Origin of the sequence: Embleya scabrispora (assembly GCF_002024165.1) — a bacterium.
Classification (GTDB): domain Bacteria; phylum Actinomycetota; class Actinomycetes; order Streptomycetales; family Streptomycetaceae; genus Embleya; species Embleya scabrispora_A.
The window spans coordinates 4,816,884-4,830,742 of the sequence record NZ_MWQN01000001.1 but is presented as its reverse complement, the minus strand read 5'-3'; the positions used below and the strand labels follow the sequence as shown (position 1 = coordinate 4,830,742).

At 71.1% G+C, this 13,859-nt stretch carries 10 protein-coding genes; 3 read left to right on the top strand and 7 right to left on the bottom strand.

The annotated features are described in order from the left end of the window. Positions 1-110: 110 nt before the first annotated feature. Positions 111-833 (bottom strand): hypothetical protein, encoded by a 723-nt coding sequence (locus B4N89_RS49885; RefSeq protein WP_161500777.1) that lies wholly within the window; start codon positions 831-833, stop codon positions 111-113. A 174-nt stretch (positions 834-1,007) separates the two neighbouring features. Between B4N89_RS49885 and B4N89_RS49880 the strand changes: the two genes are divergently transcribed. Beyond that, positions 1,008-1,553, top strand: a complete 546-nt coding sequence (locus B4N89_RS49880) for a GNAT family N-acetyltransferase (RefSeq protein ID WP_078977461.1) — start codon at positions 1,008-1,010, stop codon at positions 1,551-1,553. Between the two features lie 170 nt (positions 1,554-1,723). Then, positions 1,724-2,443: a TetR/AcrR family transcriptional regulator gene (locus B4N89_RS21475; protein WP_161500776.1), complete on the top strand. Its 720-nt coding sequence runs from the start codon at positions 1,724-1,726 to the stop codon at positions 2,441-2,443. On the opposite strand, the gene B4N89_RS21470 is transcribed toward B4N89_RS21475, so the two are convergent. The 6 genes from B4N89_RS21470 to eccD all read right to left on the bottom strand — a co-directional run bounded on the left by B4N89_RS21470 (position 2,440) and on the right by eccD (position 9,521). After that, positions 2,440-2,895: a hypothetical protein gene (locus B4N89_RS21470; protein WP_078977459.1), complete on the bottom strand. Its 456-nt coding sequence runs from the start codon at positions 2,893-2,895 to the stop codon at positions 2,440-2,442. The genes B4N89_RS21475 and B4N89_RS21470 overlap by 4 nt on opposite strands. A 5-nt stretch (positions 2,896-2,900) precedes the next feature. Next, positions 2,901-3,653 carry a 4-hydroxy-tetrahydrodipicolinate reductase gene (gene dapB, locus B4N89_RS21465; protein WP_078979514.1) on the bottom strand — a complete coding sequence of 251 codons (753 nt, stop codon included), beginning with the start codon at positions 3,651-3,653 and terminating at the stop codon, positions 2,901-2,903. A gap of 123 nt (positions 3,654-3,776) precedes the next feature. Then, on the bottom strand, positions 3,777-5,138 hold the full coding sequence (locus B4N89_RS21460) for a M16 family metallopeptidase (RefSeq protein WP_078977458.1): 1,362 nt from the start codon (positions 5,136-5,138) through the stop codon (positions 3,777-3,779). Then, positions 5,135-7,360 carry a polyribonucleotide nucleotidyltransferase gene (locus tag B4N89_RS21455; RefSeq protein ID WP_078977457.1) on the bottom strand — a complete coding sequence of 742 codons (2,226 nt, stop codon included), beginning with the start codon at positions 7,358-7,360 and terminating at the stop codon, positions 5,135-5,137. Before B4N89_RS21455 ends, B4N89_RS21460 begins: the two co-directional genes overlap by 4 nt. A gap of 328 nt (positions 7,361-7,688) precedes the next feature. Next, positions 7,689-7,976 carry a 30S ribosomal protein S15 gene (gene rpsO / locus B4N89_RS21450; RefSeq protein WP_020553079.1) on the bottom strand — a complete coding sequence of 96 codons (288 nt, stop codon included), beginning with the start codon at positions 7,974-7,976 and terminating at the stop codon, positions 7,689-7,691. Between the two features lie 144 nt (positions 7,977-8,120). After that, the gene (gene eccD / locus B4N89_RS21445) at positions 8,121-9,521 is read right to left on the bottom strand and encodes a type VII secretion integral membrane protein EccD (RefSeq protein ID WP_078977456.1); all 1,401 of its coding nucleotides are present in this window, start codon (positions 9,519-9,521) and stop codon (positions 8,121-8,123) included. Positions 9,522-9,793: 272 nt separating this feature from the next. Here eccD and eccCa point away from each other — a divergent pair, with 272 nt between their 5' ends. Further along, entirely contained in the window at positions 9,794-13,744 is a 3,951-nt protein-coding gene (gene eccCa, locus B4N89_RS21440; RefSeq protein ID WP_078977455.1) for a type VII secretion protein EccCa, read from the top strand. Positions 13,745-13,859 lie beyond the last annotated feature (115 nt).

The following is a 13,859-nucleotide window of genomic DNA, read 5'->3' as shown; positions in this document are numbered from 1 at the left end:
CCGGCTTCCGGCCCACGCGAAGGTCGTGTCGTCATGCCTGGTGCGAAGCCCCGGGAAGTGCATCAGGGAGCACGCGTTGCAGGCCGGCGACAGGTTTCGGGCCGGCATGCCTAACCACCGCCCGGAGCCGCGCTCGTCCCAGCGCCCGTGGGCGTGGAGCGCGGCACCACCACCGTGCTCGGCTGGGTCGACGGCCCCTCGGCGGGCCGCGTCGGCGCGCCCGCCGGCAGCGCCGCGGATGTGGTGAAGGTCGCCCGGTCCAGCCGCGACATGTACGGCTGCACCTGGACCTCCAGCCTCCCGATCAACTCCCTCGGCACCGCGAAGTTGTAGGTGATCACCGTGTCGGCGTTCAGCGCGGCCTGATCCGGGCCGCTGCGCGGCGGGCCGACCTTGGCGAGGGCGCACGGCAGCGCGTCCGGCCCCGCGTACAGGGTCACCTGGAACAGGTCGACGTACAGGTTCGATCCGGTCCGGTTGCCGTAGCGGATCGGGATCGCCACGTCGACCGTCTCGCGCCGCTCGCCGGGCACGCCCGCCGTCCGGGTCACCGACGGCGCGAGGGCGGTGACGGTCAGCCCGTTCGAGTAGGTGTGCGACTGCTGCTTCTGTCCGGTCCGGCCGGACGGCGGCGCCGCGCCCGAGGGGGGCGGGGCGGCCGGTGCCGAGCCGTCGGTCGGATTCTTGTCGGGCAGGTCCGGCGGATTGCCGGTGGGGCCGGCCGCGGCCGGCTTCGGCTTCTCGTCGTCGATCGTCGGACCCACCATGCAGCCGGTCGCGAGCACCGCGACCACCGCGCACACCGGGGCGATTCGTCGGACCCGGACCCCCATGACCATCCTCCGCTGCCGCGCCCACCAATCCTTGGCCGACAGCGTCGCACGCCGCGCGCGGGGGCGGCACCGCCGGCGCCGCGTGTCGCCCACGGGTGTGTGCGTTCGGCGAGCGGCGGACAGGAAACCGTCGGGCACGCGAGAATCGGCCGAACTCGACGATGGGGGCACCACATGAGCGATTCCTACGTACGGCCGGCCCACGCCGGAGACGGCGCCGCCCTGGGCGCCGCACACGCCCGGGCCTGGCACGACGCCTACACCGGGGTGCTGCCCGCCGCGGCGCTGGCGACGGCCACGCCCGAGGCGTTGGCCGCCGAATGGGAGGACGCCGCGGTCGCGCCGCCCTCACCGCGCCACCGCGTGCTCGTGGCCTGCGCGGGCTCCACCACGGCCGGCTTCGCGGCCCTGGTCCCCGGCTCGGACGAGGATCTCGACCCCGCCCGGGCGGGCGAGTTGGCGATCCTGGTGATCGACCCGGCCCGACAGCGCGAGGGGCACGCCTCCCGGCTGCTGACCGCGGTCGTCGCGGACGCGGTGTCCGACGGCGTGGACACGCTGGTGACCTGGGTCCTGGAGAACGACAAGCCGCTGTACGACTTCCTGACCGGCGCGGGCTGGGCCGCGGACGGCGCCACCCGCGAACTGTGGGTGGACGAGACCGGCGGCGCGGTGATCCGCCAGGTGCGACTGCACACGGCGGTCTCCCCGATGCCCTGAACACGATCCGACCGCGTTCGTCGCCCCACCCGGGGTCGATCCGTTTCCGCCCGACGGCAATCCCCGTGACACGAGCGGGAAATCGGCGGGCGAAACGGCCGGCGAGCACGGTGAAGACCACACCGATGTGCCATTGAAGTGGGTAAGTCAGCCGACTTAACGTGGGCGCCGTGAGCCGAACTCCGACCCGCGAGCGCCTTCTGCTCACCGCCGAGCGGCTGTTCGCCGTACACGGAATCGACGCGGTCTCGCTGCGCCGGATCAGTGTCGCGGCGAGTCAGCGCAACAATTCCGCCGCGCAGTACCACTTCGGCAGCAAAGAGGAATTGATCCGGGCGATCTTCGGGTTCCGGCTCGCGGCGGTCAACGGGCGCCGCGAGGACCTCGTCCGCGCACTGGTCAGGGCCGGCCTCGACCGGGACCCCCGGGCCCTGGCCGAGGCCATGGTGCGCCCGCTGGCCGAGCAGATCGACGTCGGGGGCAGCTTCTACCTGCGCTTTTTGGCCCGGGTGCACCAGCACCCGGGCGCCTCCGCCTACGCGCTGCCGGCGATGGGCCTGGAGGGCAGCTCGCCGGAGTTCACCCACCTGATCGACCTGGCGCTGGGCCACCTGCCGACCGCCGTGCGGCGCAACCGGCTGCGCCTGGGCGGCAGCCTGGCCGTGCACGCGACGGCCGATCGCGAACAGCGCGTACACGAGGGGCAGGCGCACGACGTGTTGCCGCCCGCGGCGTTCGTGGAGGACCTGGTGGACGCGGTGGCGGGCATCCTGGCCGCGCCCGTATCGGCCCGCCTGCTCACCGCCCTCGACCCCACCGCTCCGCAGCCGGTCCCGCCCCATATGGCCGAGCCCGCGGCGCTCGACCGGCCGGCCGGCGCCAGACCCTAGGAGGTGGCGGGCGCCCGACCCGCGTGCAGGCGGATCGCGGTCAGCATCGCCCGGCGTCCGCGCGCGTTGTCGCGCGCGTCGCCGTAGGCCACGGCCAGCCGATACCAGCCCCGCCAGTCGTCGGGCGCGGCCTCCACCTCGGCCTTGCGCCGCTCGAACACCTCGTCGGCGCTGTCCCGATCGACCCGCCCACCGGGAGTGCGGGCCAGCTCGTCGGCCGGCAGCCCGCCCTCGGCCTCCAGCTCGCGGGCCAGCCGCTGCATCGCGAAGCCGAAGCGCACCTCGCGCCAGATGTACCAGGCGCCCACCACCGGCACGAGCAGGATCGCCAGCCCGAGCACGATGGTGACCGGCTGCCCGTCGCGAATCGCGATCATGCCGCGACTGCCGACGAGGAAGACGTAGAAGACCAGGACCGCGATCAGCACGAGCGCGGTGACACGTTGCCTCACGATGCTCAGCCCAGATCGAGGAAGTGTTCCAGGCCCACGGTCAGGCCGGGTGTGGAAACCACACGACGCACCCCGAGCAGCACACCCGGCATGAAGGACGTGCGCTGGAACGAGTCGTGGCGGATGGTCAACATCTCCCCGTCGTCGCCGAGCAGCACCTCCTGGTGGGCGACCAGGCCGCGCAGTCGGACCGCGTGCACCGGCACACCGTCGACCCTGCCGCCGCGCGCGCCGTCCGGGTCGTCCACCGTCGCGTCGGGCATCTCCCCCAGGCCGGCGCCCTGTCGCGCCTCGGCGATCAGCTCGGCGGTCCGGCGGGCGGTGCCGCTGGGGGCGTCGACCTTGTTCGGGTGGTGCAGTTCGACGATCTCGACCGACTCGTAGAAGCGCGCCGCCTGGGCCGCGAACCGCATCATCAGCACCGCGCCGATGCCGAAGTTCGGCGCGATCAGAATGCCGGTTTCCGGGCTCTTGGCCAGCCACTCGCGCAACCGCGCCAGACGGTCGGGAGTGAACCCGCTGGTGCCGACGACGGCGTGGATCCCGGCGCCCGCGCAGTACTCCAGGTTGCCCATGACCACACCCGGATGGGTGAAGTCCACAGCGACCCGCGCACCCGCCTTCGCGAGGTCGGCGAGGTCGTCGCCCTCGTCGACGCGCGCCACCAGTTCGAGGTCGTCCGCCGCCTCGACGGCACGGCACACCTCGGTGCCCATGCGGCCGGCCGCACCGATCACACCCACCCGGATCGCAGTCATGATGTCGCGCACTCTCCCGTCAGCACAGTTCTTCGCCGCGATCGGCACCGGGGCCGATCGCGGCGCACCACTTCCGTACCCGCCGACTCGCTCGCGACCCGGCAGGCACGGTTTCGCCGTCGTTCAGGCCGACGCGGCGACGAAGTCCGCGTCGTCGGCGAACGGTCCGACCACGGCCAGTGTGGGCCGCGCGGCGAACAGGACCTTCGCCACGTCGTGGATCTCGTCGGCGGTCACCGCGGCGATCCGGGCCAGCACCTCGTCGACGGACAGGTGTTCGCCGTAGACGAGTTCGCTCTTGCCGATCCGGCTCATCCGCGACCCGGTGTCCTCCAGGCCGAGCACGGTCGAGCCGCGCAATTGGCCGATCGCCCGATCGATCTCGTCCCGGGGCAGCCCGTCGCGCACCACCCGCTCCAGTTCGGTCCGGCAGATCTCGATCACCTGGCGGGCCTTCTTGGGCTGGCAGCCGGCGTAGATCCCGAACACGCCCAGGTCGGCGTAGCCGGAGTGGAACGAGTAGACCGAGTAGGCCAGCCCGCGCTTCTCCCGGATCTCCTGGAACAGGCGCGAGCTCATTCCGCCGCCGAGCGCGGTGTTGAGCACACTGAGCGCGAACCGCCGGTCGTCGTCGCGGGCCAGGCCCGACATCCCCAGGACCAGGTGGGCCTGCTCGGTCGGCCGGTTGAGCACCCGGACGCTGCCGGCGGAGCGCGCCGCGCGACCACCGACGCGCGGCGCTGCGGCCACCGCGTTCTCGTCCACCTTGACCTGCGCGAACGCCTTCTTGACCAGCCGGACCACCTTGGCGTGGTCGACGTTGCCGGCCGCGGTCACCACCATGTTCGGCGCCTTGTACCGGCGCCGGTAGTAACCGTTGATCTGGGTCCGGGTGAGCGCGTTGATCGACTCGACGGTGCCCAGCACGGGGCGCCCGAGCGGGGCGTCGCCGAGCATCGCGTCGTAGAAGAGCTCGTGCACCAGGTCGCCGGGCTCGTCCTCGTTCATCGCGATCTCCTCGAGGATCACGCCGCGTTCGGCGTCCACGTCCTCGGGGTCGATCAGCGAGCCGGTCACCATGTCGCAGATCACGTCGATGGCGAGCGGGAGGTCGGTGTCGAGCACACGTGCGTAGTAGCACGTGTACTCCTTGGTGGTGAACGCGTTCATCTCACCACCGACGGCGTCCAGTTCCGCGGAGATCTCCAGCGCGTCGCGCTTCGCGGTGCCCTTGAACAGCAGGTGTTCGAGGTAGTGCGAGGTGCCGGCCAGAGCGGGGGTCTCGTCGCGCGAGCCCACCCCGACCCAGATGCCGAAGGTCGCGGAGCGCACGGACGGCATGTTCTCGGTGATCACCCGCAGGCCGCCGGGCAGGACCGTGCGGCGGACGGCGCCCACACCGTCCGCGTCACGCAGCAGGGTCTTCGTGGAACCAGGCCGCTGCGCGGACGCGGCGGCCTGGTTCTTCGACGAGGAGGACGTCACTTGGCGGCAGCGTCCTCGGTGTCCTCGGCGGCGTCGCCTTCGCCCTCGATGACGGGGACGAGCGACAGCTTGCCGCGCTGGTCGATCTCGGCGATCTCGACCTGCACCTTCTCGCCGACCTTGATCACGTCGTCGACGTTCTCGACGCGCTTGCCACCGGCGATCTTGCGCAGCTGCGAGATGTGCAGCAGGCCGTCCTTGCCGGGCATGAGCGACACGAACGCGCCGAACGTGGTGGTCTTGACAACCGTACCCAGGTAGCGCTCCCCGACCTCGGGCATCGTCGGGTTGGCGATCGCGTTGATCGTCGCCCGCGCGGCCTCGGCCGAGGTGCCGTCCGAGGCACCGATGTAGATCGTGCCATCGTCCTCGATGGTGATCTCCGCACCGGTGTCGTCCTGGATCTGGTTGATCATCTTGCCCTTCGGGCCGATGACCTCGCCGATCTTGTCCACCGGGATCTTGACGGTGATGATGCGCGGCGCGAACTTCGACATCTCGTCCGGAGTGTCGATGGCCTCCATCATCACGTCGAGGATGTGCAGACGGGCGTCCTTGGCCTGCTTGAGCGCCGCGGCCAGCACCGACGCGGGGATGCCGTCGAGCTTGGTGTCGAGCTGGAGCGCGGTGACGAACTCCTTGGTGCCGGCGACCTTGAAGTCCATGTCGCCGTACGCGTCCTCGGCACCGAGGATGTCGGTCAGGCACACGTACTCGGTCTTGCCGTCGACCTCGTCCGAGATCAGGCCCATCGCGATGCCCGCGACCGGCGCCCGCAGCGGCACACCGGCGTTGAGCAGCGACATCGTGGACGCGCAGACCGAGCCCATCGAGGTCGAGCCGTTGGAGCCGAGCGCCTCGGACACCTGGCGGATCGCGTACGGGAAGTCCTCGCGCGCGGGCAGGACCGGCAGGAGGGCGCGCTCGGCGAGCGCGCCGTGGCCGATCTCGCGGCGCTTGGGCGAGCCCACGCGGCCGGTCTCGCCGACCGAGTACGGCGGGAAGTTGTAGTTGTGCATGTAGCGCTTGCGCGTCTCGGGCGAGAGCGTGTCGAGCATCTGCTCCATGCGCAGCATGTTCAGCGTGGTGATGCCCAGGATCTGGGTCTCGCCGCGCTCGAACAGGGCCGAGCCGTGCACGCGCGGGATGACCTCGACCTCGGCCGACAGGGTGCGGATGTCGGTCAGCCCGCGACCGTCGATGCGCACCTTGTCGCGCAGCACGCGCTGCCGGACGAGCTTCTTGGTCAGCGAGCGGAACGCGCCGCCGATCTCCTTCTCGCGACCCTCGAACGCCGGGAGCAGCTTCTCCGCGGCCAGGTCCTTGACCCGGTCGAGCTCGGCCTCGCGGGCCTGCTTGCCGGCGATGGTCAGCGCGGCCGACAGCTCGTCGGTCACCGCGGCGGCCAGCGCCTCGAAGACGTCGTCCTGGTAGTCCAGGTAGACCGGGAACTCGCCGGTCTCCTTGGCGGCCTTGTCGGCCACCTCGACCTGCGCGGCGCACAGCGCCTTGATGAACTTCTTGGCGGCCTCGAGGCCGTCGGCGACGACCTCCTCGGTCGGCGCCTCGGCGCCGCCCTTGACCAGCTCGATCGTGCCGGTCGTGGCCTCGGCCTCGACCATCATGATCGCCACGTCGCCGTCGTCGAGCACGCGGCCCGCGACGACCATGTCGAACACGGCGCGCTCGAGCTCGGTGTGCGTCGGGAAGCCGACCCAGGTGCCGTCGATCAGCGCCACCCGGACGCCGCCGATCGGGCCGGAGAACGGCAGGCCCGCGAGCTGGGTGGACATCGAGGCCGCGTTGATCGCGACCACGTCGTACAGGTGGTCCGGGTTGAGCGCCATGATCGTCTCGACGATCTGGATCTCGTTGCGCAGGCCCTTCTTGAAGGACGGGCGCAGCGGACGGTCGATCAGCCGACAGGTGAGCACGGCGTCCTCGGACGGGCGGCCCTCGCGGCGGAAGAAGGAGCCGGGGATCTTGCCCGCGGCGTACATGCGCTCCTCGACGTCCACCGTCAGGGGGAAGAAGTCGAGCTGGTCCTTGGGGCGCTTCGAGGCGGTGGTGGCCGAGAGCACCATGGTGTCGTCGTCCAGGTAGACCACGGCGGAGCCGGCGGCCTGCTTGGCGAGCCGGCCGGTCTCGAAGCGGATGGTGCGGTTGCCGAACGTGCCGTTCTCGATGACTGCTTCGGCGAAGCTGATGTCGGGACCCTCCACGGGTGCCCTCCTCGTTCGTTTCGAGGGAGGTCCGCGGCGCATGACGCCTGAAGGGCCGACCGTGCCGGTCTTCGATCGAAGCACCCGGGTGCGTTACCCGGGGGCCACTACCGAGGACCGGCGCTGGAGGTCGGCGCCTTGGTCGCGACGCGGCGCTCCCAGTGTCTGTCGTTCGTCCTCGTCGTCGGGTGTGCGCGAGGCGCGACCGACGTCGATTGTCTTGTTCTATCTCACCGCGGATGCCCGCGTGCGGAACACAGCCTACAAAGACCGCGTCCGGATACGGCGAAGGAGCGGCTTGTGCAAGCCGCTCCCCCGTCGTGTGTTGCTAGCGGATGCCGACGCCGCTGCGGCGGATGCTCAGGCGGTCGGTCAGCGTGCGGTAGCGCTCGATGTCCTTCTTGGCCAGGTAGCCGAGCAGGCGACGACGCTGGCCGACCAGGAGCAGCAGGCCCCGGCGGCTGTGGTGGTCGTGCTTGTGCTCCTTGAGGTGCGCGGTGAGCTCGTTGATCCGGTAGCTCAGGATCGCGACCTGCACCTCGGGAGAGCCGGTGTCGCCTTCCTTGGTGGCGTAGTCGGCCATGATCTGCTTCTTCGTTGCGGTGTCGAGCGACACGTGTTCTCCCTCTGCAAGGTGGTGAGCGCCACCGGTCTTACTCACGGCGGCGACTGGGCTCACATGGTGCGGGCGCGCGGCCCGTGGGCAGCACGCATCCCGGGCACGCGGCTCCGGGATACGGACAACCCTAGCAGGAGCGCATCAGGCCGTGATGTTCCGCAGCTTGTCGTACAGATCCAGCACCGCCAGGCACAGCGGTACGACCGACACCATCAGCATGCCTTCGAGCACGTCCATCAGCCGTCCCCAGAAGGGGGACAGGCCACGCGAGGGCACGGTGGTCGCCACGATCGCGAGCAGCGCGCCGACCACGCAGACCAGCGCGAAGATCCAGCCCTGGCGCTCCTTGTCCGCCATGCCGGTGTCCAGGGCCAGGCCGACGAACAGCATCGCCAGGCCGAGCAGGCCGGCCGTGTACAGGACGGTGACCTGGGTGGTGTGCCGGAACAGGCGGGCCCGGCACAGGGTGACCAGGGCGAGTACGGCGGTCAGGGTCCGGGCCCACAGGGTGTCGACGCTGCCGAGCACGACGCAGGAGGCGACGAGCGCGGCGGCGCAGGCGCCGGCCAGGCCGCTGAGCACCTCGTGGCCGCGGCGGGCGCGGGCGGCGACGTCGGCGTGGTCGAGGGTGTCGCTCTGGCGGGAGGTCGGCGCGTCGGAGGGCAGGAAGCCGATCGGCAGCCGGGCGAGGCGGGCCGCCCAGGAGGGCAGGAAGGCGATCATGGCGAGGGCGACGGTGCCGGTGACCGCGGCGGCCTCGCGCGGGGCGCCGTCGACGGTGATCAGGCCGAAGGTGGCGAGCGTGCCCAGGGCGCCGGCGCCGGCGCCGGCGATGTAGACGGCGCCGCGGGCGGGCAGCAGGGCGGCGATCAGGGTGGAGATCACGAGCACGGCGACGCAGGCGACCATGAACTGCACCCGGCCCGGGCCCTCGCGTACGGGCGGTTCGATCAGGCCGAGGCCCGCCAGGAACGCGTTCGGCAGGGCGCCGAGGCCGAGCACGGCGCCGCCGGAGTGGTCCCCGTACACCCGGGCGCGCACGCCGGCGACCACGGTCAGCACCAGGGCCAGCGAGCCGCCGACGACGGCGGGCAGCCCGTGCGGCAGGGGGGTCATGCGCCAGAGCGCGACGGCGCCGAGGGTGAAGAAGACGGCCGCGCCGGACAGGCCGGCGATCCGCAACATCTCCGGCGTCCACAGTCGGTTGTCGCCGGTGACGGAGGTGGCCACCGAGTCGGCGACGTCGTCGTACACCGGCGGGGGCGGCGCGTCCGCGAGGGCCGTGAAGCGCAGCAGTTCGCCGTCGCGCACGTGTTGCGCGGCCAGCGTGAGCCCGCTGTCCAGCGCCTCGCCGTCGAGCCTGGTGAGCTGGAAGCCGGTCACCGTGCCGTTGCGCTGGGTCTGCCCGGACAGCCGCAGGATCTCCGGGTACAGCTCCGCGAGCGGGACCTCCTCCGGCAGCGCGAGGTCGACGCGACAGTCCGGTGCGATGACGGTGATCCGGGCGAACCCGGTGGTGACCGTCGTGGTCGTGGAGTTCACCTGTGCAGATCCCCCTGCTTGTAGCCGCCCCGTGTCCCGCGGCCCCGAAGGCGCGGGACGACGACTCTATACGCCGCGCTTCACTCGACGGTGGCGCCGAAGGGACCGGCCAGTAGTATGCGGCGCACACACGAACGGCCCATCGGCCCACCGTGTGTCATGGAGACGACCCTGACGGGGTGGGTTGACTCACATCACCTGCTCCTTTTCCGTGCTTTGCGGCGGGTTCGATCCGTGTCCGGGATCCTCGCGACGGATGAGGCTGATTCACCTTGACCGTGGTCATCGTCAAGCGCCCGCCCAGGGTGCTGCCCTCTCCTGTCCCCACGGAGGAGATCCGCCTCCAATCGCCACCCGAGTTGGAGCGCCCGACCGATCAGAACTGGATCATGAGCGTGCTCCCGATGATGGGCATGCTCGGGTCGGCGGGCTTCTTCTTCATGCCGGGCGCGCCCAAGATGATGATGGTCATGGGCGGCATGATGATGATCTCGTCGCTGGTCATGGTGGTCGCCAACATCCTCAAGTCGCGCGGCGGCAACCGGGTGCAGATGCTCGACTCCCGGCGCGACTACCTCAAGTACCTCGCCCAGCAGCGCAAGGAGGTCCGGCGGACCGCCCGCAAGCAGCGCGACGCGCAGTTGTGGACGCATCCGGATCCGGGCCAGTTGTGGTCGGTGGCCGCGGGCGAGCGGCGGATCTGGGAGCGGCGGGCCGGTGACGCCGACTTCGGGCAGGTCCGGGTCGGGGTGGGTCAGCAGCAGTTGTCCACTCCGCTGGTGGCGCCGGACACCGCGCCGCTGGAGGAGTTGGAGCCGTTGTGCGCGGACGCCATGCGGCGGTTCCTGCGCACCCAGGCGACGCTGGACGATCTGCCGATGGCGGTCTCGCTGCGCTCCTTCTACCACCTGACCGTCTCGGGCGAGCCGGAGCGGGTGTACGGGCTGACCCGGTCGATGCTGGGCCAACTCGCGGTGCTGCACTCCCCCGACGACGTGCGGATCGTGGTCGCGTGCGACACGAACTCGCTGCCGCGCTGGGACTGGCTCAAGTGGCTGCCGCACGTGCAGCACCCGTCCCAGTCGGACGGCGCGGGGTCGGTGCGGATGATCGCGGGCGACCTCGGCGAGATCGAGGAGTGGCTGGCCGAGGAGTTGGCCGGGCGTTCGCGGTTCGCGCCCGGTGCGCAGCCCGTGCTGGACCAGCCGCATCTGGTGGTCGTGCTCGACGGCGGCGGGGTGCCGGCCAACTCGCTGCTGGCGGGCGCGGACGGGCTGCAGGGCGTGACCATCGTCGAGGTGGTCCCCGGGCCGCTGGACGAGTTGCGCGGCGGGCTGGCGATCATCGCCGAGGAGGACCGGCTGACGCTGGAGTCGACGGCGGGCGCGTACGAGGGGTTGCCCGACTTCCTGTCGGCGGGCGACGCGGAGGCGCTGGCCCGCAAGCTCGCGCCGCTGCGGCTGTCGGCGAACGACGACGACGAACCGCTGCTGGCCAACCTGGACTTCACCGACCTGATGGGCATCGGGGACGCGGCCCAGGTGGACGTGTCGCAGACCTGGCGGCCCAGGCCGCCGAACGACCGGCTGCGGGTGCCGATCGGGATCGGCCAGAACGGCGAGCCGATCATGCTGGACATCAAGGAAGCGGCGATGGAGGGCATGGGCCCGCACGGCCTGTGCGTCGGCGCGACCGGTTCCGGCAAGTCGGAGCTGCTGCGCACCCTGGTCCTCGGTCTGGCGACCACGCACAGCTCGGAGATCCTGAACTTCGTACTCGCCGACTTCAAGGGTGGCGCGACCTTCTCCGGGATGTCGGACATGCCGCACGTGGCGGCGGTGATCACCAACCTCTCCGACGACCTGACCCTGGTCGACCGCATGCGCGACTCGATCACCGGTGAACTGAACCGGCGCCAGGAGTTGCTGCGTTCGGCGGGCAACTACGCCAACATGCACGACTACGAGCGGGCCCGGGTGGCCGGCGCCGCTCTGGAGCCGCTGCCCTCGCTGGTGATCATCATCGACGAGTTCAGCGAACTGCTGACCGCCAAGCCGGACTTCATCGACATGTTCATCCAGATCGGCCGCATCGGCCGATCGCTCGGCGTGCACCTGCTGCTCGCGTCGCAGCGCCTGGAGGAGGGCCGGCTGCGCGGGTTGGACACCTACCTGTCCTACCGGATCGGGTTGCGCACCTTCTCCGCCGCCGAGTCGCGCGCGGCGATCGGCGTACCCGACGCGTACCACCTGCCGTCGGTGCCGGGCGCGGGCTACCTGAAGTTCGACACCGAGTCGATGGTGCAGTTCAAGGCCGCGTACGTGTCCGGCACCTACCGCGCCTCGGACCGGGTCCGGCGCAACCGCACGGGCTCGCCGATGCCGGTGGTGTTCGACAGCCGGTGGACGGCCGCGAACACGTGGAACCGGCAGCCGGACCTGCCGCCGGAGCCCGAGCCCGAGCCGGACGTCGACAGCGCGCTCGCGGACACCGTCCTCGACGTGATCGTGCGGCGGATGGTCAATCAGGGCCCGCCGGCGCACCAGGTGTGGTTGCCGCCGCTGGCCGAGTCCACCTCGGTGGACCGGATGTTGCCGCCGCTGCGGGTCACCGCGGAGCGTGGGCTGAGCTCGCCCGAATGGGGGGCGAACGGCCGCCTCGTGGTGCCGTTGGGCCTGGTGGACAAGCCGTTCGAGCAGCGCCGCGACGTGATGTACGCGGACCTGTCCGGCGCGGCCGGCCACGCGCTCGTGGTGGGTGGCCCGCGCAGCGGCAAGAGCACGCTGATGCGCACGATGATCGCCTCGTTCGCGCTCACCCACACGCCGGCCGAAGTGCAGTTCTACGTGCTGGACTTCGGCGGCGGCGGGATGGTCGCGCTGAACGACCTGCCGCACGTGGGCGGGGTGGCGGGCCGGCTCGACGCCGAACGGGTGCGCCGGATCGTCAGCGAGGTCAAGGGCATCCTGGACCGGCGCGAGGAGATGTTCCGGGTCAACAACATCGACTCGATCGACACGTTCCGCCGACGCCGCGCCGCGGGCACGCTGCCGGACGAGGCGTGGGGCGACGTCTTCCTGTTCGTCGACGGCTGGTTGACCCTGCGCAACGACTTCGACGCGCTGGAGGCCGAGGTCACCGACATCGCCACGCGCGGTCTGGGCTTCGGCGTGCACGTGGTGCTCTCCGCGTCCCGGCATCCGGAGATCCGGCCCGCGCTCAAGGACCAGATCCAGACCCGGCTGGAACTGCGGCTCGGCGAGACGATGGAGTCCGAGGTCGACCGGCGGCTCGCGGCGAACGTGCCCTCCGGCGCGCCCGGTCGTGGTCTGTCCCCGGACAAGCTGCACTTCCTGGCCGCGCTGCCCCGGATCGACGGCTCGTCGACGCCGGAGGACCTGGGCGAGGGCATGGCGGCGATGGTCGGCGCGATCAAGGCGGCGTGGGCGGGCCCGCCGGCGCCTCCGGTGCGGGTGCTGCCGATGTTGCTGCCGTACGAGCAACTGCCGACGCCGGCGCAGGTGTCCGGTCGGGGGATCCCGATCGGTGTGGACGAGCAGACGCTCAGCCCGGTGTACCTGGACTTCAACGTCGACACGAACTTCGTGCTGTTCGGCGAGAGCGAGTCGGGCAAGACCAACTTCCTGCGGCTGCTCTCCCGGGGCATCGCCGAGCGGTACACCCCGGCCGAGGCGCGGATCATCGTGTCCGACTACCGGCGCACGCTCTTGGACGTGGTCCCGGAATCGCACCTGCTGGAGTACGCGGCGGCGGCGCCGGCGCTGACGTCGTTCATGGGCGAGATCCGCGGCGGCATCGAACGGCGGCTCCCCGGGCCGGAGGTGACGCAGGAACAGCTGCGCAACCGGAGCTGGTGGAGCGGCCCGGAACTGTTCCTGCTGATCGACGACTACGACCTGGTTGCCTCCTCCAGCGGCAACCCGGTGGGCAGCATCGCCGAGTTCCTGCCGCTGGCCCGCGACGTGGGCCTGCACCTGATCATCGCCCGCAGCAGCGGCGGTGCGGGCCGCGCGCTGTACGAGCCCGTGCTGCAAAAGCTCCTCGACCTGGGCACGTCCGGCCTGATCCTGTCCGGCAACCGGGACGAGGGCGCCCTGATGGCCAACGTCAAGCCGACCCAACTCCCGCCGGGACGTGGGCAGTTGATCACCCGGCGGCGAGGCGTGGAGCTGATCCAGACGGCCTGGCTGCCGGACAACTGACGGCATTCGACGCGAACGGGACCCGATCACCAGGTGATTGGGTCCCGTTTTGCGTCGTTAGGCCGAAGCCACCATCCGAATAGTTATAACGGAACGTCAGCCTCCTCTTGCGATC

Bases quoted from the DNA above. Each gene is read 5' to 3' on its own strand.
- B4N89_RS49885 (WP_161500777.1), bottom strand. From the start codon at position 833: ATGGGGGTCCGGGTCCGACGAATCGCCCCGGTGTGCGCGGTGGTCGCG.
- B4N89_RS49880 (WP_078977461.1), top strand. From the start codon at position 1,008: ATGAGCGATTCCTACGTACGGCCGGCCCACGCCGGAGACGGCGCCGCC.
- dapB (WP_078979514.1), bottom strand. From the start codon at position 3,653: ATGACTGCGATCCGGGTGGGTGTGATCGGTGCGGCCGGCCGCATGGGC.